The following is an 18,229-nucleotide window of genomic DNA, read 5'->3' on the forward strand; positions in this document are numbered from 1 at the left end:
ATGCCGGCTTTCTCCCAAGGCCTGGAACGCGCCCTTCACCAGGCGCTGACCTTCGCGAACGAGCGCCATCACGAATATGCGACGCTCGAACATCTGCTCCTGTCCCTGATCGACGATGTCGATGCGGCAGCCGTCATGCGCGCCTGCAACGTCGACCTGGACGACCTGAAGAAGACGGTGGTCAACTACATCGACACCGAACTCGACAACCTCGTCACCGGCTACGACGAAGATTCGAAGCCCACGGCCGGCTTCCAGCGCGTGATCCAGCGCGCGGTGATCCACGTCCAGTCGTCGGGCCGCGAGGAAGTGTCGGGCGCCAACGTGCTGGTGGCGATCTTCGCCGAGCGCGAGAGCCACGCCGCCTATTTCCTGCAGGAACAGCAGATGACCCGCTACGACGCGGTCAACTACATCTCGCACGGCATCGCCAAGCGTCCCGGTGCGACCGAGACGCGCGCGCCGCGGGGTGCCGAAGAGGACCAGCCCGGACAATCCGGCGCGGAGCCGGAGGATGGCGTGAAGAAGAAGCAGCAGGACGCCTTGACGGCCTATTGCGTCAATCTCAACGCCAAGGCCAAGACCGGCAAGATCGATCCGCTGATCGGGCGGGCGAGCGAGATCAACCGCACCATCCAGGTGCTGTGCCGCCGTTCGAAGAACAACCCGCTCTATGTCGGCGATCCCGGCGTCGGCAAGACGGCGATCGCCGAAGGCCTGGCCAAGCGCATCGTCGAGGGCGACGTGCCGGGCGTGCTTCTGAACGCCACCATCTTCGCGCTCGACATGGGCACGCTGCTGGCCGGCACCCGCTATCGCGGCGACTTCGAGGAACGGCTGAAGCAGGTCGTCAAGGAGCTCGAGGACTATCCGGGCGCGGTGCTGTTCATCGACGAGATCCACACCGTCATCGGTGCGGGCGCGACCTCGGGCGGCGCGATGGACGCGTCGAACCTCCTGAAGCCGGCGCTGTCGTCGGGCGCGATCCGCTGCATCGGCTCCACCACCTACAAGGAGTTCCGCCAGTTCTTCGAGAAGGACCGCGCGCTGGTGCGGCGCTTCCAGAAGATCGACGTCAACGAGCCGTCGCTCGACGACGCGATCGAGATCATGAAGGGGCTGAAGCCGTACTACGAGGACTTCCACAAGGTGAAATTCACCAACGACGCCATCAAGGCGGCGGTGGAACTGTCGTCGCGCTACATCAACGACCGCAAGCTGCCGGACAAGGCGATCGACGTGATCGACGAGACCGGCGCCTCGCAGATGCTGCTGCCCGAGAACAAGCGCAAGAAGACGATCGGCGTGAAGGAGATCGAGGCCACCATCGCCACGATGGCCCGCATCCCGCCCAAGACCGTTTCCGCCGACGACGAGAAGGTGCTCGCCACGCTGGAACAGGAACTGCGCAGCGTCGTCTACGGCCAGGACACCGCGATCACGGCGCTCGCCTCGGCGATCAAGCTTGCCCGTGCCGGGCTGCGCGAACCGGAGAAGCCGATCGGCTCCTACTTGTTCTCCGGCCCGACCGGCGTCGGCAAGACGGAAGTGGCCAAGCAGCTGGCCGCCTCGCTCGGCGTCGAACTGCTGCGCTTCGACATGTCGGAGTACATGGAGCGGCACACGGTGTCGCGCCTGATCGGCGCGCCTCCCGGCTATGTCGGCTTCGACCAGGGCGGGCTGCTGACCGACGGGGTCGACCAGCATCCGCACTGCGTGCTCCTGCTCGACGAGGTGGAGAAGGCGCATCCCGACCTGTTCAACATCCTGTTGCAGGTGATGGACCATGGCAAGCTGACCGACCACAACGGCAAGCAGATCGACTTCCGCAACGTCATCCTGATCATGACGACCAATGCGGGCGCCGCCGAAGCGCAGAAGGCGGCGATCGGCTTCGGCTCGTCGAAGCGCGAGGGCGACGACGTGGAGGCGATCAACCGCCTGTTCACGCCGGAGTTCCGCAACCGTCTCGACGCGATCATCCCGTTCGGCTCGCTGCCGGTGCCGGTGGTGCATCAGGTGGTGCAGAAGTTCGTCATGCAGCTCGAGGCGCAGCTTTCCGAGCGCGGCGTCACCTTCGACCTGTCGCCGGAAGCGATCGCCTGGCTGGCCGATCGCGGCTATGACGAGCGCATGGGCGCGCGTCCGCTCGGCCGCGTCATCCAGGAGCACATCAAGAAGCCGCTGGCCGAGGAAGTGCTGTTTGGAAAGCTGAAGAAGGGCGGCACGGTGCGCGTGACGGTCGAGGAGAAGGAGGGCGGCGCGACCGGTCTCAAGCTCGACACGATCGCCGACGAGACCCCGGTCAAGCCCAAGAAGGAAGACCCCGAAGGCGGGCCCGTGCGCAAGCCGAAGGCCAAGCGCGCCAGGCCGGCCAAGGCAGCGGCGGCCGCCAAGCCGAAGCCGAAGCCGGCCGCGAAGGGCAAGGAGCCGCCCAAGCGCAGCCTCGTGCCGCAGCTGCCGCGCAAGAGCTGACGGCGCGCGCCCGTCGAGAGCCTTCGAAGCCCGGGATCGCGAGATTCCGGGCTTCGTGCTTCGGCGGAAGGGCCTTGATCGCGGCCTGTCCGCGGCCACTGGCGCAACGGCTTCGGGCCGGCTGGCGTCGTCATGGCGGGCCGGTTGTGCTAAGCGCCGGGCATGGCCCCAGAGACTCCCCAGACAGTGCCGGGTGAGGCAGGCGTTCCGTGGCGGTGGTTTTTGCGCGGCGTGGCCGCCGCCTATTCCGTCCCGGGACTGATTCTCGTCTCCGCCTTCGTCGGCTTTGCCGGTCTTGCCAAGGAAACCGGCCTGACCGTGATTGAGACCGTGTTCATGGTGGCCGTCGTCTGGGCGCTGCCGGCCAAGGTGGTGCTGATCGGCGCGATCCTGTCGAACGCCTCGATTTTCGCGGCGGCTTTCGCGGTGGCGCTGTCGTCGATCCGGCTGATGCCGATGGTGGTGGCGCTGGTGCCCGAGATGCGCACGCCCACGACGCGCCCGTGGGTCCTCTACCTGCTGTCGCATTTCGTGGCGGTGACGAGCTGGGTGCTGGCGCTGGAGCGCTTTCGCCACGTGCCGCCGGACATGCGCACCACCTTCTATGCAGGGCTGGGCGGCATGCTGGTCCTGAACAACATGATCGTGGTGGCGGTCGTCTACATGGTGGCCGAACAGCTGCCGCCGGTGGCGTCGGCTGCACTGTTCCTGCTCACCCCGATGTATTTCCTGACTTCGCTGTGGGGATCGGCGCGCGAGCGGGCCGCCCATGTCGCCATGGTGCTCGGCCTGGGCCTCGGGCCTGTGTTCCATGTGCTTCTGCCGGGTTTCGACCTGCTGGCGGCCGGGCTGATCGGCGGGCTGGCCGCCTATGGCTGGCACCGCTACGCCAGGCGGAGGGCAGCACCTTGAGCTTCGACGCGATCGACGCCTGGTGGTGGCCGTTCCTGTTCATCCTCGTCGCCGGATGGCTGGCCACGGACACCTGGCGCTACCTCGGCGTCTATTTCGGCGGACGGATATCGGAGGATTCGGACGTTCTCGTTCTCGTCCGCTCGGTCGCCACCGCGCTGGTGGCAGCGGTGATCGCCAACCTGATCTTCTTTCCGGGCGGAGCGCTGGCCGAATCGCCGCTGGCGCTCCGGCTCGCGGCGTCGATCGCCGGCTTTGCCGCCTATATCTTCGGCGGTCGGCGGGTGCTGGTCGGCATCGTCGTGGCCGAGGCGGTGTTCGTCGGCGGGTGGTTCGCGCTGGGGTGAGGTCGTGCGTCCTTCGAGGCTCGCCCGCCGGGGATTGTCCCTGCGCCGCCGGGCGGCGTGCGGGCTCGCACCTCAGGATGAGGACCGTTTCTGGTGCGCCGGTCCAAATCGAGCAGTGTGTGCCTCAGGATGAGGGGCGTCTGAGCGATGCCGGCCATATCGCGCGGTTTACCTACGAGCCACCAACGGTCCTCATCCTGAGGTGCGAGCCCGCACGGCTTTCATCGCTCGATCGCCGACCGGCTGGGGCGAGCCTCGAAGGACGCACGGCGCCCGCCGCGCCGTTCGCACAGCCGCAAGGCTCAGCCCCCCAGCGCTTCCCTGATCTTCTGCGCATTGGCTTCCAGCACGGCCTTGTCGGCCATTGCGCCGGTGTGCGGCCTGAGCGACACGCCCGTGTGGCGCGGCAGCACATGGACATGGAGGTGGAACACCACCTGGCCGCCCACACTCTCGTTGAACTGCTGGATGGTCACGCCCTCGGCGGCAAAGGCCGTCATCACCGCATGCGACAGTTTCTGCACGGTGCGCATCACCGCCGCCATGCTGTCGGCGTCTACGTCGAGGATGTTGCGGGCGGGCTTCTTCGGGATCACCAGGCAATGGCCGTCGGCGCGCGGCATGATGTCCATGAAGGCCAACGTGTCTTCGTCCTCGTACAGCCTGAAGCAGGGCATCTCGCCGCGCAGGATCTTGGCGAAGACGTTCTGGTCGTCGTAGGCGGGCAGGCTCATCATGTCCCTCGTGCGGCTTGGCATTGCTGGCGGGATGTTTCGTCGCTCGCGGCGGCGGCGTCAACCGCCTCGCGGCGGAACACTCACCCCTGGTTCGCTGTCGGTTCGCAGGTTGCCTCGTCCGAGCGATGCGGTACAACGACGAGCGTCGCAGGAAGGCGCGGCCCCCGGCAATCGGCGCGGACAGCCATCGAGAAAGAGCGAGATGCCATTCAGCGACCAGAACCATCCTCTCCGGGAAGTGTCGCACCTGAAGCGTGCCCTCCATGCGGCCGGCGTCGCGCTATGGACGTGGACGGTCGAAACCGACGATTTCGCGATGGACGATCAGGCCTTTACGCTGTGGGGACTGCCGCGATCCGACAAGGTAACGTTCGAGGACCTGTCGTCGCGCATCCATCCGGCCGACAGGGACCGGGTGCGCGCCGCCTTCACCGCGACGCGGGCCCTGGTGGGCGCCTACGAAATCGACTTCCGAATCCTGATCGACCAGGAAATCCGTTGGATCTCCGCGCGTGGCCTCGGCAATGACGAAGGTCTGCACCAAGGCCAGATGGCGGGCGTCTTTCTGGACGTTACCGGCCGCAAGCAGGCAGAAGAGAGCCATGAACTGCTGGCAGGCGAGATGAGCCACCGGGTGAAGAACCTGCTGGCGATCGCGGCCGGGCTGACCAACATGACCTCCCGGTCGGCCGCTTCCGTGGAGGAGATGACGCGGGAGCTGATCCAGCGGCTGACCGCGCTCGGAAGGGCTCACGACCTGGTTCGGCCGCTCGCGGACGATCAGGGCAGGGCGGCGTTGCTCGGCGACCTGATCGCGGTTCTGCTCGCTCCCTATGACGATTCGGGTGCGTTTGCCGGGCGTGTCCGCGTCGGCGTTCCCCGCATGGGCATCGGCGAACAGTCCGCGACGACGCTGGCCCTGATCATCCACGAACTGGCGACGAACTCTCTCAAATACGGCGCCCTGTCAACGCAGTCGGGGCTCCTGGATATCTCTGGAACCACCACCGACGAGGAGGTCGAACTGGTATGGACGGAACGAGGCGGACCGCCCGTGGCGTCCAACGGTGAAGAAGGGTACGGGAGCAAGCTCCTCAACCGCAGCGTCTCCCGCCAGCTTGAAGGAACGATCAAGACCGACTGGTCCGACGACGGCATCATCGTGACCATTACCATGAAGGCCGCGAAACTGGCGGATTGAGCGGGCAGCCGAGCGCTCTCGCCGATGTCGCCGGTCAGCCTCAGCGCATCAGTCCGGCGGCGCGAAGGGCGTCCTCGATGGTCTTCTGGATGCCCGACACAGCGGCGCCGGACGCGGCCGCCGCACCATCCGCCGGGGCTTCGGGACGCGCCGCGTTCGGGTGGTCGCGGGCGTCCGACGGGCCGCCATGGAGCACGACGGCCCGGCTGTCCGAAGGCGTCGATATCCGCTCGTCCGCCGCGTCGGCGATGCCCCAGAATCGGGCGATCTCACGGGTGGACGACACGCCGACGTCGAGCATGTAGGGCCCCGGCGCGCCGAGGCCCGAGGCCAGCGGCGTGCCGTGGCCCATGCCGGCGACCATGTTCATTTCCAGCACGGCATCGCCGGCCGGATCGTGCCAGACCTGTGTGGTGACCACGCCCGAGGTGCGGAAATGGCTCGACGCTTCGTCGAGGCCGTGGGCCCCGCGCCACTGCGCCGCGATGGCCTCGGCATTGGACGCGGCGACGGTCTGGTCGGCGGTTCCCTGCCAGATCGAGATGCGGGGCCAGGGGCCGCGATGGTCGGAGCCGTCGCGAAGCAGCCGCTGCAGGGTGCGCTCCGGCGGAAGGCCCTGGCCGCGCATGCGGTCGAAGGCTTCCGGCACGGTACGCGCGATGCCGTGGGCAAGCCCCGCGATGATGGCGCCGCCGGCAAAGACTTCCGGGTGGGTGGCCAGAAGGGACGCCGCCATGGCGCCCCCGGCCGACAGCCCGGTGACGAAGATGCGGTCGCGGTCGATGCCATGCATCTCGACCATCGTGTCGATCATCTGGCGGATCGACAGCACCTCGCCGGCCAGGCGCTGGGTGTCGCCGGGCAGGAACCAGTTGAAGCACAGGTTGGGATTGTTGCCGCGCTGCTGCTCGGGATAGAGCAGCGCGAAGCCCGCGTCGTGGGCCAGTTGCGACCAGCCGGAGTGATGGTCGTAGGCGAGCGCATTCTGCGTGCAGCCATGAAGGACGACCACCAGCGGCCGGCCTTGCCGGTGGCCCGAGGGCACGCGGTGCCGGGCTGTCAGCGCGCCCGGGTTGGAGCCGAAATCGGACAGCAGGGGCAGGTTCTCCGCAGAGGTCTCCCGACCCGCCGGACGGGTGGCGTGCATCGCCTTGAGCGCGGCGAGCCGCGCGATGGTGTCCGAGATCTTGCGCAATGGGGGCATCCTTGTTGACGCCGGCCGGAGAGGACGGCAGCACCTCAAACGTCGTGCCGCGAATATGGTTGCTGCACTGCACAATGACCAGAGGGAAGGGCGATACAGCGGGGTGGCGTCTGCTCGTTCAGTCGGTACGGCAGTTTTGGCGAACGCCGGTGCCGCCGCCGCAGGCCATCTGCTGCTCGCTACCGCTTGCGACGGCACGCATCCGAACAGTACTTCACCTGATCCCAGTCCTTGCGCCACTTCTTGCGCCAGGCGAACGGGCGGCCGCATGCGGCGCAGATCTTGGTGGGCAGGTCGGCCTTGGCGATCTTCTTCGCGGTCACGTCGGCGCCTCACGCACCGCGCTTCTGCGCGACGTAGAAGCCGTAGCTGAAAAAGCCGGCGAAGCGCTCGTACAGGTCGATCTCGGCCTTGGCGGATGCGACGGCGGCGCGGGCGGCGGCCGACTGGTCGTGGCGCGCCAGGAAATCGGCGAAGGAGGCCTGAAGCGGCCCGTAATAATGGTCCCGCCAGCACTGTTCCGGCAGCACGAAATAGCCAAGCGGCGCGTAGCCCGCGTCCTCCAGTTGCGCCATCTTGGCGGCGGCCGTGTCGACCTGCGGGTATTCGTGCATCCAGTGCGCGGTCAGTTCGTCCGGCCGCTCCAGCGTGAGCCAGGTGAGTTCGGAAACCGCGAGGATTCCCCCCGGCTTGAGGAAGCGGCGCCAGGCGCGGATGCCTTCGACGAAGCCCATGGCGTAGATCGCGCCTTCCGACCAGATCGCGTCGAGCGACGCGTCGGCGAAGGGCAGGGCCTCCATCGGGGCGCAAACCGGGGAAATGCGGTCGCCAAGCCCTTCGCGTTCGGCGGCGGCGGCCAGCTTGTCGAGAAAGGTCGCGAACAGGTCGACGGCAGTGATCCCCGCGTCGAGATCGCGTGCGAGCACCAATGTCGACGCGCCGGTGCCGCAGCCGATATCGGCGATGGAGAGGTTCCGCCCGGCGGCGAGCCCGGACAAAGCGATGGCCAACCGCGTCTGTTCGTCGCCGCCCGGCCCCTGTCGGGGGGTATCGCGGTGCAGGTCGACCAAAAGGGCAGTCTCGTCCATGGTCATTCGTCCTCGCCTGGTCGCTCGCCCTTCCGGTAGGGGCCGCGCTCTTCCAGATATTCGCCGATCGCCGCCACCTCGGCGCGCTCGCGCACGAGATAGTCGGCCACAGCGCGGCGCAGACCGGGGTGCGAAAGATAGTGGGCCGAATGGGTGACGACGGGGAGATAGCCGCGCGCCAGCTTGTGCTCGCCCTGTGCGCCGGCTTCGACGACCTTCAGCTTGCGTTCGATGGCGAAGTCGATGGCCTGATGGTAGCAGACCTCGAAATGCAGGAACGGGTGGTCCTCCACGCAGCCCCAGTTGCGCCCGAACAGCGTGTCCGCGCCGATGAAGTTGATCGCGCCGGCGATGTAGCGGCCACCGCGTTTCGCCATCACCAACAGGATGTCGTCGGCCATGCGCTCGCCGACCAGCGAGAAGAAGCGCCGGTTGAGATAGGGACGACCCCATTTGCGGCTGCCGGTGTCGACGTAGAAGCGGTGGAAATCGTCCCAGACGGACTCCGTCAACTCCTTGCCGGTGAGCCGATCGATGGTGATGCCGTTGTCGAGCGCGGCGCGGCGCTCCTTGCGCAGCGCCTTGCGCTTGCGCGAGGCGAGCGTCTCGAGGAAATCGTCATAGGAGCCGTAGCCGGCGTTGAAGAAGTGGAACTGCTGGTCGTTGCGGTGCAGGAAGCCGGCTTCCTCGAGAAGGGCGACCTCGTCCTCGGGCGCGAAGGTGACGTGGGCCGACGATACGCCGAGCCGGTCGGCCAGCATCTTCAAGCCGGCGGCGAGCGCCTGGCGCACCGCGGCGCCGTCCTGCCCGCGCGCCACGAGCAGGCGCGGTCCGGCGGCCGGCGTGAAGGGTACGGAGGTCTGGAGCTTGGGATAGTAGTCGCCGCCAGCGCGCGAGAATGCGTCGGCCCAGCCATGGTCGAAGACGTATTCACCCTGGCTGTGGGACTTGAGATAACAGGGCACCGCGCCGAGCAGCGTGCCGTCCGGCGCTTCCAGGCGGAGATGCTGGCCCTGCCAGCCGGTGCGGGCGGCGGCGCAGCCCGCTTCCTCCAGAGAGGCGAGAAAATCCCACGAAACGAAGGGGTTGTAGGGTGTTTGCGAATCGTCGCGTGAAGCGCCCGCGAGCAGGCCCCAGTCCTGGCGCGAAAAATCCGTCAGAGACGGGACGACCCGGATGACGAATTCGCCCTTGCTCATCGCGCCGCCGCCCTGACCGCCTTCATGCGCACCAACATATGGTCCGTGCGCGGCGTTGCAAGTCCGCGCCTTCGCATTGCAGCATCGGATTCACGCGTCGGGATCGAAGCCCTCGAAGGTCATCTGGTCGGCTTCGGCGAAGGTCTGCGCGACCTCGGCCGGCTTGCGCACCGTCCAGGTGATGACGGGCATCGAAAGCCTCTCGCGCACGAAGCGGATGAAGGGGTTCGGCAGGTCGAAGACGCCGTAGGAAACGAAGGAGATGCCGTTCCCGAGCATGGAGAAATGCGCCTCGATCTCGCTCTGCTTCTGGCCGCAGGCGGTCAGCCCGGCCGGAATGCCGGCCGCTTCGATCGGGAACCGGCGGACGAGCCAGTGGTCGAAGGACATGATGGCTGCCGGGCCGGGGTAGGCGCGCAGCAGCGCGGCCACCTTCGCCACCAGACCCTCGTCGTGGCCGGGAATGCCCTTGAGCTCGATGACCAGCGGCACGCGGCCGGCGACGCGCTCGAGCATGGCCGCCAGGGTAGGGGCGTGGTCGGCGGTGCCGCCGATCGACAGGGCGCCCATCTCGGCCGCCGTGCGCTGCCAGACGAAGCCGTCGCGGCCGGCGAGCCGCAGGAGATCGTCGTCGTGAAAGACGACCGGCACGCCGTCCGCGGTCAGGTGCACGTCGCACTCGATGGCGAAGTTCTTCGCCATCGCGGCGTCGAAGGCCGAGAGCGTGTTTTCCCACCGGGACTTGTTCAGGTCGTGATAGCCGCGATGGGCGATCGGCCGGGCGGTCAGCCAGGAGAGGTCGGTCATGGGTGCTTCCGGAGGGTCAGGCGATTTCGAACACGGCTTCGACCTCGACCGGCGCATTCAGCGGCAGCGAGGCGACGCCGACGGCCGAGCGGGCGTGCCGGCCCTTGTCGCCGAGGGCCTCGGCAAGCAGGTCCGAAGCGCCGTTGGCCACGAGATGCTGTTCGGTGAAGTCCGGCGTGGAGGCGACGAAGACGGTGATCTTGACCAGGCGCGCGATGCTGTCGAGATCGCCCGTCGCGGCCTTGGCCTGGGCAAGCACGTTGATGGCACACAGGCGCGCGGCATCCTTGCCGGCGGCCGTGCCCAGATCGCGCCCGAGCAGGCCCGTCGCCGCAAGCTTGCCGCCTTCGAGGGGCAACTGTCCGGCTGTGAACAGGAGCTTGCCCGTCAGGCTGAACGGAACGTAGTTGGCCGCGGGCGCGGCAGCCGGCGGCAGTCGCACGCCCATTGCCAGAAGGCGGGTTTCGACCGTTTCGGTCATCGGCTAGCTCCGCTTGGTCACGTTAAGGTGGATTGCGCCGCAATCTGCAATTTTCGCCTCGCAAAGGCCATGAGTTTTTCTCTATCGTGCGACGAGCGGGCCTCTCGTGCCGCGAACGTGCCGTGTCCAATAGGGAGTTTCACCCATGCGCCTCAAGCGCTTCATCGAAGTCGCGGCCGTCGGCGCGGTCTCCGTCATCGCCTCCCCGGTCCTGGCGCAGCCGGTCCTGACCCCGCATCGCGCCGTCTACGACATCGTGCTCGAGAAGGCGTCCGACCGGTCCGGCATCACTTCGATCAGTGGGCGGATGGTCTACGAGTTCGACGGTTCGGCATGCGAAGGCTACACGGTGACCTTCCGCTTCGTCTCGCAGATCGAAACCGCCGACCTGTCGCGAATCACCGACCAGCAGACGACGACGTACGAAGGCGCGGAGGGCGAGACCTTCGACTTCGTGACGAAATCCTATGTCGACCAGCAGCTCGACCGGGAGGTCAAGGGCTCGGCCCGCCGGATGAATGGCGCGACCATCATCGACGTCTCCAAGCCGGAAGAGGCCGAGATCCGGCTGGAGGAGACGCATTTCCCGACCCAGCACCTGGTGGAACTGATCGAGAAGGCCAAGGCCGGGGAAACCTTCTACGAAACCAGCCTGTTCGACGGCTCGGAGGATGCCGACCGCATCATGACCACCACCGTCATCATCGGCAGGCCGGAAACGTCGCCGAAGCCGGACGAGGAATTCCCCGCCGCCAAGGCGATCGGCACGTCCACCTACTGGCCTGTGTCGGTGGCCTATTTCGACCTGTCCGACGTGGAGGGCGAGGAGGTCCCCGACTACAGGATCGACTTCAAGCTGCACGAGAACGGCATCACCCGCGACCTCGTGATGGATTACGGCGAATTCTCGATGAAGGGCAGGCTCGTCGACCTGACGATCTTCGACCGGACGCCCGACTGCCCCAACTGAGCGCATGACGGTCTATGTCGACAGTCCGATCTGGGTCTGGGCTGGTCGGAAATGGTGTCATCTCATGGCGGACGACGAAGCGGAACTGCATCGCTTCGCCGCGCGGCTGGGCCTGACCATGCACGTGTACCAGGGCCCGCCGCGCACCTCGGCCCCGCACTACGACATCACCGGTTTCGAGCGTGACAGGGCGCTGCGGCTCGGCGCGGTCAGCGCGACGCGGCAGGAAATCGTCGCGGTGTTCCGCCGGGTGCGGGTGAAGGGCGGCAAGCGGCCGAGACCCTGACCAACCGGTTCTCCCGAGAGGCCGGGCGGCCGTGCCGCACCGGCGATCCGCTGGATGCGGCAATGCCGGGAGCGTGGGGCAGCTTGCAATGGCTGCCCAAATACCTTAAGTGCGCGCTCATTCCACACACGGGCTTTGGTGTCTGTCCGGGAGAAATCCGGCTGAGACCTCCGGTGGCGTTTCCGAATGTTCGGGGCGTCGATGGTCCGTGGAGGCTTGAACCGGAAAGGAAAAGACGATGGCACTGCCTGATTACAGCATGCGCCAGCTCCTCGAAGCTGGCATTCACTTCGGCCACCAGACCCACCGCTGGAACCCGAAGATGGCGCCCTACATCTTCGGCGCCCGCAACAACATCCACATCATCGACCTGTCGCAGACGGTTCCGCTGCTGAACCAGGCGCTCAAGGTCGTGTCCGACACCGTGGCCGGCGGCGGCCGCGTGCTCTTCGTCGGCACCAAGCGGGCTGCTTCGGAAATCGTGGCGGACGCCGCGCAGCGTTCGGCGCAGTATTACGTCAACTCGCGCTGGCTCGGCGGCATGCTGACCAACTGGAAAACGATTTCGCACTCGATCCAGCGCCTTCGCAAGCTCGACGAACTGCTGGCCGGCGAGGCACAGGGCTTCACCAAGAAGGAGCGCCTGAACCTCGAGCGCGAGCGCGAGAAGCTGGACAAGGCGCTCGGCGGCATCAAGGACATGGGCTCGACCCCGGACCTGATGTTCGTGATCGACACCAACAAGGAAGCGATCGCCATCCAGGAAGCCAAGCGTCTCGGCATCCCGGTCGTCGCGATCATCGATTCCAACTGCGATCCGGACAAGATCGACTATCCGATCCCGGGCAATGACGACGCCGCCCGCGCCATCTCGCTCTATTGCGAGCTGATCGCCAAGGCCGCGATCGACGGCATCGCGCGCCAGCAGGGCTCGCTCGGCATGGACATCGGCGCTTCCGAGGAAGCCCCGGTCGAGCCGGTGCTGGAAGGCAACGCCTGAGGCAAATGCCGACGGTAACATCCGCGTCGCATTGATCTGCGACGCGGTGGGGCGCGGTCCAGGATCGCGCCCGATTCGCAAGCAAATTTGGCCGGAACGGCCGGCGCCGCCCCGAAGGCGCGCCAATGGGTCTTCCGGGATTGGACGAGAGGTTGAGATGAGCATTTCGGCTGCACAGGTCAAGGAACTCCGCGACAAGACCGGCGCGGGCATGATGGACTGCAAGACGGCGCTGAACGAGACCAATGGCGACATGGAGGCGGCGATCGACTGGCTGCGCGCCAAGGGCATCGCCAAGGCCGACAAGAAGGCCGGCCGCACGGCGGCGGAAGGCCTGATCGCGGTCAATTCCGACGCCACCAAGGGTGTTGTGGTCGAGGTGAACTCCGAGACCGACTTCGTGGCCCGCAACGAGGCCTTCCAGGACATCGTGCGCAACATCGCCCAGGTGGCCCTGACGACCGACGGTTCGGTCGAGGCGCTGGCCGCGAGCACCTATCCGGGCTCGGCCAAGAGCGTGTCGGACACGATCAAGGACGCGATCGGCACGATCGGCGAGAACATGAACCTGCGTCGTTCGGCCATGCTGACGGTGCAGTCGGGCGCGGTTGCGACCTACATCCACAACGCCGTCACCGACGGACTCGGCAAGCTGGGCGTGCTGGTGGCCATCGAGACGACGGGCGATTCGGAAGCCGCGCGCGCCTTCGGCCGGCAGGTCGCCATGCACGTGGCGGCCACCAGCCCGATGGCGCTGACGGCCGAGCAGATCGATCCCACGGCCGTTGCCCGCGAAAAGGCGATCTTCACCGAGCAGGCACGCGAATCGGGCAAGCCCGACAACATCATCGAGAAGATGGTCGAAGGCCGCCTGCGCAAGTTCTACGAGGAGGTCGTCCTCCTCAAGCAGGCCTTCGTGATCAACCCCGACCTGACGGTCGAGGCGGCGCTGAAGGCAGCGGAGAAGGACATCGGCGCCCCGGCGACGATCACCGGCTTCGTGCGCGTCGCGCTCGGCGAAGGCGTCGAGAAGGAAGAGACGGATTTTGCCGCCGAAGTGGCTGCCGCCGTCAAGAAGTAAGTCCTGATTCCAGCGACTTGCAGGCGAGGGCGCCGCGTGACATCGCGGCGCCCTTCGTGTATCGCAGACCCGCCATCCGCAACAATCGAGGTAAAGATGCCCGCCAAGCCACAGTATCGCCGCGTGGTCCTCAAAGCTTCGGGCGAGGCGCTGATGGGCGGGCAGGGGTTCGGCATCGACGTCTCGGTCGTCGACCGGATCGCCTCCGACATCGCCGAGGCCCGCGCGCTGGGCGTCGAGGTCGGGGTGGTGATCGGCGGCGGCAACATCTTTCGTGGCGTGGCGGTGGCGTCCAAGGGCGGTGACCGCGTGACCGGCGACCACATGGGCATGCTGGCGACCGTGATCAATTCGCTGGCCCTGCGCACCTCGCTGTCCAAGCTCGGCGTCGAGGCCATCGTGCTGTCGGCCATCGCCATGCCGGAACTGTGCGAGAGCTTCTCGCAGCGCCAGGCAACCGCCTACATGAATGCCGGCAAGGTGGTGATCTTCGCCGGCGGAACGGGCAATCCCTTCTTCACCACCGATTCGGCCGCTGCGCTGCGCGCCGCCGAGATCGGTGCGGACGCCCTCTTCAAGGGCACGCAGGTGGACGGCGTCTATTCGGCCGATCCGAAGAAGGATCCGACCGCCGAGCGCTTCGAACGCCTGACTCACACCGAGGTGATCGAGCGCGGACTGGCCATCATGGACACGGCCGCGATAGCGCTTGCACGCGAAAACAACATTCCGATAATCGTCTATTCGATCCACGAACAAGGCGGGTTCGGAGCGATTCTGAAGGGAGAAGGCCGCTGCACGACCGTGGCGGATGCCTGAGGCGTCCCCCGAACGGCGGCCGAGCATGGAGCAAGACGATGAGCATCGCATACGACCTCAAGGACCTGCAGCGCCGCATGGACGGCGCCGTGAGCGCGTTCAAGCACGACCTGGCGTCGCTGCGAACGGGACGGGCCTCTTCAAACCTGCTCGATCCGGTCATGGTCAACGCCTACGGATCGTCGATGCCGATCAACCAGGTGGCCAACGTCACGGTGCCGGAACCGCGCATGATCGCGGTGTCCGTCTGGGACAAGCAGATGGTCGGCGCCGTGGACCGCGCCATTCGCGAATCGAACCTCGGCTTCAACCCGATCATGGACGGGACCACGCTGCGCATCCCGCTGCCCGAGCTCAATGAGCAGCGGCGCAAGGAACTGGTAAAGATTGCGCACCAGTATGCCGAGCAGGCGCGTGTCGCCACCCGCCATGTGCGGCGCGATGGCATGGATGCCCTGAAGAAGGCCGAAAAGGATGGCGACCTCGCGCAGGACGACGTTCGGATCCGGTCCGACAAGGTCCAGAAGATGACCGACGACACGATCTCCGCGATCGATTCGGCGCTTGCCGAAAAAGAGGCGGAGATCATGCAGGTCTGAGCGGCCGTCGACACGCCGCGCGCGAGGAACAGCATGCCGAAGCCCGAGCACATCGCCTTCATCATGGACGGAAACGGCCGTTGGGCGACGGCTCGGGGGCTGCCACGCACGGCTGGCCATCGTTCCGGCGTGGAAGCGCTGCGCCGCACCGTGCGCGCGGTGGGCGATCTCGGCATCCGCTGGATGACGGTCTACGCATTCTCTTCCGAGAACTGGTCGCGCCCGCCGACCGAGGTCAGCGACCTGATGGGCCTCCTGAAGATGTTCATCCGGCGCGACCTCGCCGAACTGCACCAGAACGGCGTTCGGGTGCGGGTGATCGGCGAGCGCAAGGGCCTGAAGCCCGACATCCGGATGCTGCTCGAGGAGGCCGAAGCGCTGACGGCCGACAACGTGTCGATGAATCTCGTGATCGCGTTCAACTATGGTGCGCGCGACGAGATCGCCCGGGCGGCGGCCAAGATCGCCCGCATGGCGGCGGAGGGCGAGATCTCGTCGGGACAGGTGACGGCCGAGACCTTCGGTGCGTTCCTGGACACCGCGGGCATGCCCGACCCCGACCTGATCGTGCGGACGGGCGGCGACCAGCGCCTGTCCAACTTCCTGCTCTGGCAGGCCGCCTATGCCGAGTTCAGCTTCCTGGACTGTTTCTGGCCGGATTTCAGCCAGGGCCACCTGGCCGACGTGGTGGCTGCCTTCGAACGGCGCGATCGCCGCTTCGGCGGCATACCGGCGCGAGACGTCGCCTCGTGAGCGCCGGCTGCGCCACGACCGCAGCACGCCGATGAGCAATCTCCGGCTTCGCATCCTGTCGGCGCTGGTGCTGGCGCCGGCCGTTCTGCTTTTGGCATGGCTGGGCGGGCTGCCGTTCCGCCTGCTGGTGGCGGTCGCCGGCTTCGCGATCTTCTACGAATGGGCGCACATGGCCGGGCTCGACAGGCGATGGACCGCCGCGGGCGCCTATGGGCTGCTGCTGGCGGTTCCGCTGCTGCTCATGGCGGCCGGCACGCCGGCGGACGTCACCTTCGTGGCGCTGGTGCCGGTCCTGCTCGCCGCGCTGGCGGTCGGCTCGTTCGCCGGCCATGGCGCCTGGGGCGCGACCGGCATCGCCTATGCGGCGATCCCCTGCATCGCCTTCGCGGCGCTGCGCGGCGGCGACACGGCCGGCCTCGTCGCCATTGCCTTCCTGTTCGCCGTGGTCTGGGCGACGGATGTATTCGCCTACTTCGTCGGGCGCGCCATCGGCGGCCCCAAGCTCGCCCCCGCCATCTCGCCCGGCAAGACCTGGAGCGGCGCGGCGGGCGGCGCGCTGTTTGGCGTTGCGGCCGGCGTGGCGGTGGCCGCCGCCGTCGGGGTCGCCCACTGGCCGATGCTCGCCCTCGTCGCGATCTTCCTGTCGGTCGCCTCGCAGATCGGCGATCTCTTCGAATCCTGGATCAAGCGCCGCTACGGCGCCAAGGATTCCTCCCGTCTCATTCCCGGGCATGGCGGCGTGATGGATCGTGTGGACGGGCTTGTGGCGGCCGCCACGGCCCTGTACGTCGTCGGCTGGCTGATGTCGGGAGCGGAGAAGCCTGCGGCTGTTCTCTTCGCGTTCTGACCCATCCCGGGCCGGCAGCGTCATCCTGTCGCCCGGATTGTCCTTCCAACCTCGGATCCATCGGGGCCAGACAAGAGGCGAGAATCGAGCTTGGGCGAGATCGCACTATCCATCTTCGGAACGGACGGCCTGCTGATTGGCACCATCGTGCCGTTCCTGTTCGTGCTGACCATCGTCGTCTTCGTCCACGAGATGGGGCACTATCTGGTCGGGCGCCTGTGCGGCATCGGCGTACAGGCCTTCTCGATCGGTTTCGGCCCCGAGCTCTTCGGCTTCAACGACCGCCATGGCACGCGCTGGAAGCTGTCGCTGATTCCGCTGGGCGGATACGTCAAGTTCGTCGGCGACATGAACGCGGCGAGCACGCCGCCCGATGCCGAGCAGATGGCCGACCTGTCGGATGAGGACCGCAAGCGGGCCTTCCATCTGCAGCCGGTCTGGAAGCGCGCGGCGACCGTGGTGGCCGGACCGCTTTTCAATTTCCTGCTCACGATCGCGGTGTTTGCGGTGATGTTCGGCCTCTACGGGCGATTCGTCTCCGACCCGATGGTGGCGGAGGTGCGCCCGGGCAGCCCGGCCGACGCCGCCGGCTTCCAGCCCGGCGACCGTTTCCTGCGGGTCGACGGAAACCGGGTGGAGACGTTCACCGACGTGCAGCGCTACGTGACCGGCCGCGCGGGCGACGCGCTGACCTTCGTCATGCTGCGCGACGAGCGCGAGATCGAGCTGGTCGCCACGCCGGAACTCTCCGAGCAGACCGACGCGCTGGGCAACACGATCCGCGTGGGAATCATCGGCGTCGTCAACAACCAGGAGGTCGGCCAGCCGCGCATCGTCGAGTACGGACCGTTGGAATCATTCACACAAGCGGTCGTCGAGACCGGCGACGTGATCCTCAGGACCGGTCAATTCTTGAAACGATTTGTCGCAGGCCGTGAAGACAGGTGCCAGCTTGGGGGGCCGGTCAAGATCGCCGACATGGCTGGAAAGGCGGCTGCGAAGGGGTTCGACTGGCTCGTGCAACTGGTCGCGATGCTGTCGGTCGGCATCGGCGTTCTGAACCTGCTGCCCATTCCGCCGCTGGACGGCGGACACCTTCTCTTCTATGCAGTTGAGGCGGCAAGCGGCAGACCGGTTTCCGAACGTGTCATGGAACTGTTCTATCGTGCTGGCGTGCTACTGGTGCTGGCCTTCATGGCGTTCGTCTTCTGGAACGACCTGTTTGGCTGCTAAGCGAACGATGGCGTCGAGGGGGAGGGTCCATTCACCGATGATTTACCATGCGGCGGAAATAGCGTGACCCGAACGACACGCCACCGGGATTAGTAAATACAAATTAACCAGGAGCCTTGCGTGTATAGGAAATACGGGTCATACGGTATGCGGCTTCGGCCGGCCGTCCGGTATCTCGCCGTGGGGACTA

19 protein-coding genes and 1 pseudogene are annotated in these 18,229 nt (G+C 66.7%); 13 read left to right on the top strand and 7 right to left on the bottom strand.

Annotated features, from left to right (window positions below; all coding sequences use genetic code 11):
* The 3 genes from clpA (at window position 1) to EJC49_RS12755 (ending at window position 3,734) form a co-directional block, all read left to right on the top strand.
* Window positions 1-2,475 carry an ATP-dependent Clp protease ATP-binding subunit ClpA gene (gene clpA / locus EJC49_RS12745; RefSeq protein WP_126700315.1) on the top strand — a complete coding sequence of 825 codons (2,475 nt, stop codon included), beginning with the start codon at window positions 1-3 and terminating at the stop codon, window positions 2,473-2,475.
* A 231-nt stretch (window positions 2,476-2,706) separates the two neighbouring features.
* Entirely contained in the window at window positions 2,707-3,387 is a 681-nt protein-coding gene (locus tag EJC49_RS12750; RefSeq protein WP_342635354.1) for an AzlC family ABC transporter permease, read from the top strand.
* Complete coding sequence (locus EJC49_RS12755; protein WP_126700317.1) at window positions 3,384-3,734, top strand: AzlD domain-containing protein; 351 nt, start codon at window positions 3,384-3,386, stop codon at window positions 3,732-3,734. Before EJC49_RS12750 ends, EJC49_RS12755 begins: the two co-directional genes overlap by 4 nt.
* A 302-nt stretch (window positions 3,735-4,036) precedes the next feature.
* Here EJC49_RS12755 and EJC49_RS12760 read toward each other — a convergent pair whose 3' ends face one another.
* A complete protein-coding gene (locus tag EJC49_RS12760; protein WP_126700318.1) occupies window positions 4,037-4,468 on the bottom strand; it encodes an HIT family protein in 432 nt (143 codons plus the stop codon).
* Window positions 4,469-4,673: 205 nt separating this feature from the next.
* Here EJC49_RS12760 and EJC49_RS12765 point away from each other — a divergent pair, with 205 nt between their 5' ends.
* Window positions 4,674-5,672, top strand: coding sequence for a sensor histidine kinase (locus EJC49_RS12765; RefSeq protein WP_126700346.1), 999 nt, complete (start codon window positions 4,674-4,676; stop codon window positions 5,670-5,672).
* A 40-nt stretch (window positions 5,673-5,712) separates the two neighbouring features.
* On the opposite strand, the gene EJC49_RS12770 is transcribed toward EJC49_RS12765, so the two are convergent.
* From EJC49_RS12770 to EJC49_RS12795, 6 genes are all read right to left on the bottom strand, one after another.
* Window positions 5,713-6,867, bottom strand: a complete 1,155-nt coding sequence (locus tag EJC49_RS12770) for an extracellular catalytic domain type 1 short-chain-length polyhydroxyalkanoate depolymerase (RefSeq protein ID WP_126700319.1) — start codon at window positions 6,865-6,867, stop codon at window positions 5,713-5,715.
* 188 nt (window positions 6,868-7,055) lie between these two features.
* Window positions 7,056-7,184 (bottom strand): DUF2256 domain-containing protein, encoded by a 129-nt coding sequence (locus EJC49_RS12775; RefSeq protein WP_126700347.1) that lies wholly within the window; start codon window positions 7,182-7,184, stop codon window positions 7,056-7,058.
* 24 nt (window positions 7,185-7,208) lie between these two features.
* A complete protein-coding gene (locus EJC49_RS12780; protein WP_126700320.1) occupies window positions 7,209-7,964 on the bottom strand; it encodes a class I SAM-dependent methyltransferase in 756 nt (251 codons plus the stop codon).
* Window positions 7,965-7,966: 2 nt separating this feature from the next.
* On the bottom strand, window positions 7,967-9,163 hold the full coding sequence (locus tag EJC49_RS12785; protein WP_126700321.1) for a GNAT family N-acetyltransferase: 1,197 nt from the start codon (window positions 9,161-9,163) through the stop codon (window positions 7,967-7,969).
* Window positions 9,164-9,253: 90 nt separating this feature from the next.
* Window positions 9,254-9,970: a glycerophosphodiester phosphodiesterase gene (locus EJC49_RS12790; protein WP_126700322.1), complete on the bottom strand. Its 717-nt coding sequence runs from the start codon at window positions 9,968-9,970 to the stop codon at window positions 9,254-9,256.
* A gap of 16 nt (window positions 9,971-9,986) precedes the next feature.
* A complete protein-coding gene (locus EJC49_RS12795) occupies window positions 9,987-10,451 on the bottom strand; it encodes a RidA family protein (protein WP_126700323.1) in 465 nt (154 codons plus the stop codon).
* 145 nt (window positions 10,452-10,596) lie between these two features.
* On the opposite strand from EJC49_RS12795, the gene EJC49_RS12800 reads away from it, so the two are divergent.
* The 9 genes and pseudogenes from EJC49_RS12800 (at window position 10,597) to rseP (ending at window position 18,039) form a co-directional block, all read left to right on the top strand.
* On the top strand, window positions 10,597-11,421 hold the full coding sequence (locus tag EJC49_RS12800) for a cell envelope integrity EipB family protein (protein WP_126700324.1): 825 nt from the start codon (window positions 10,597-10,599) through the stop codon (window positions 11,419-11,421).
* 4 nt (window positions 11,422-11,425) lie between these two features.
* A complete protein-coding gene (locus tag EJC49_RS12805) occupies window positions 11,426-11,707 on the top strand; it encodes a DUF4031 domain-containing protein (protein WP_126700325.1) in 282 nt (93 codons plus the stop codon).
* A gap of 238 nt (window positions 11,708-11,945) precedes the next feature.
* Window positions 11,946-12,707 carry a 30S ribosomal protein S2 gene (gene rpsB / locus EJC49_RS12810; RefSeq protein WP_126700326.1) on the top strand — a complete coding sequence of 254 codons (762 nt, stop codon included), beginning with the start codon at window positions 11,946-11,948 and terminating at the stop codon, window positions 12,705-12,707.
* Window positions 12,708-12,864: 157 nt separating this feature from the next.
* Window positions 12,865-13,788, top strand: a complete 924-nt coding sequence (tsf, locus tag EJC49_RS12815) for a translation elongation factor Ts (protein WP_126700327.1) — start codon at window positions 12,865-12,867, stop codon at window positions 13,786-13,788.
* A gap of 96 nt (window positions 13,789-13,884) precedes the next feature.
* Window positions 13,885-14,607: a UMP kinase gene (gene pyrH, locus EJC49_RS12820; RefSeq protein ID WP_126700328.1), complete on the top strand. Its 723-nt coding sequence runs from the start codon at window positions 13,885-13,887 to the stop codon at window positions 14,605-14,607.
* 38 nt (window positions 14,608-14,645) lie between these two features.
* Window positions 14,646-15,206 (top strand): ribosome recycling factor, encoded by a 561-nt coding sequence (gene frr / locus EJC49_RS12825; protein WP_126700329.1) that lies wholly within the window; start codon window positions 14,646-14,648, stop codon window positions 15,204-15,206.
* Window positions 15,207-15,959 (top strand): annotated as a pseudogene (locus tag EJC49_RS12830) (isoprenyl transferase); the annotation flags it as partial.
* Between the two features lie 31 nt (window positions 15,960-15,990).
* Window positions 15,991-16,806 carry a phosphatidate cytidylyltransferase gene (locus tag EJC49_RS12835; protein WP_126700331.1) on the top strand — a complete coding sequence of 272 codons (816 nt, stop codon included), beginning with the start codon at window positions 15,991-15,993 and terminating at the stop codon, window positions 16,804-16,806.
* Between the two features lie 90 nt (window positions 16,807-16,896).
* Complete coding sequence (rseP, locus tag EJC49_RS12840) at window positions 16,897-18,039, top strand: RIP metalloprotease RseP (protein WP_126700332.1); 1,143 nt, start codon at window positions 16,897-16,899, stop codon at window positions 18,037-18,039.
* The last annotated feature ends 190 nt before the right edge of the window (window positions 18,040-18,229 follow it).

The sequence above is a fragment of the Aquibium carbonis genome, assembly GCF_003970795.1.
Classification (GTDB): domain Bacteria; phylum Pseudomonadota; class Alphaproteobacteria; order Rhizobiales; family Rhizobiaceae; genus Aquibium; species Aquibium carbonis.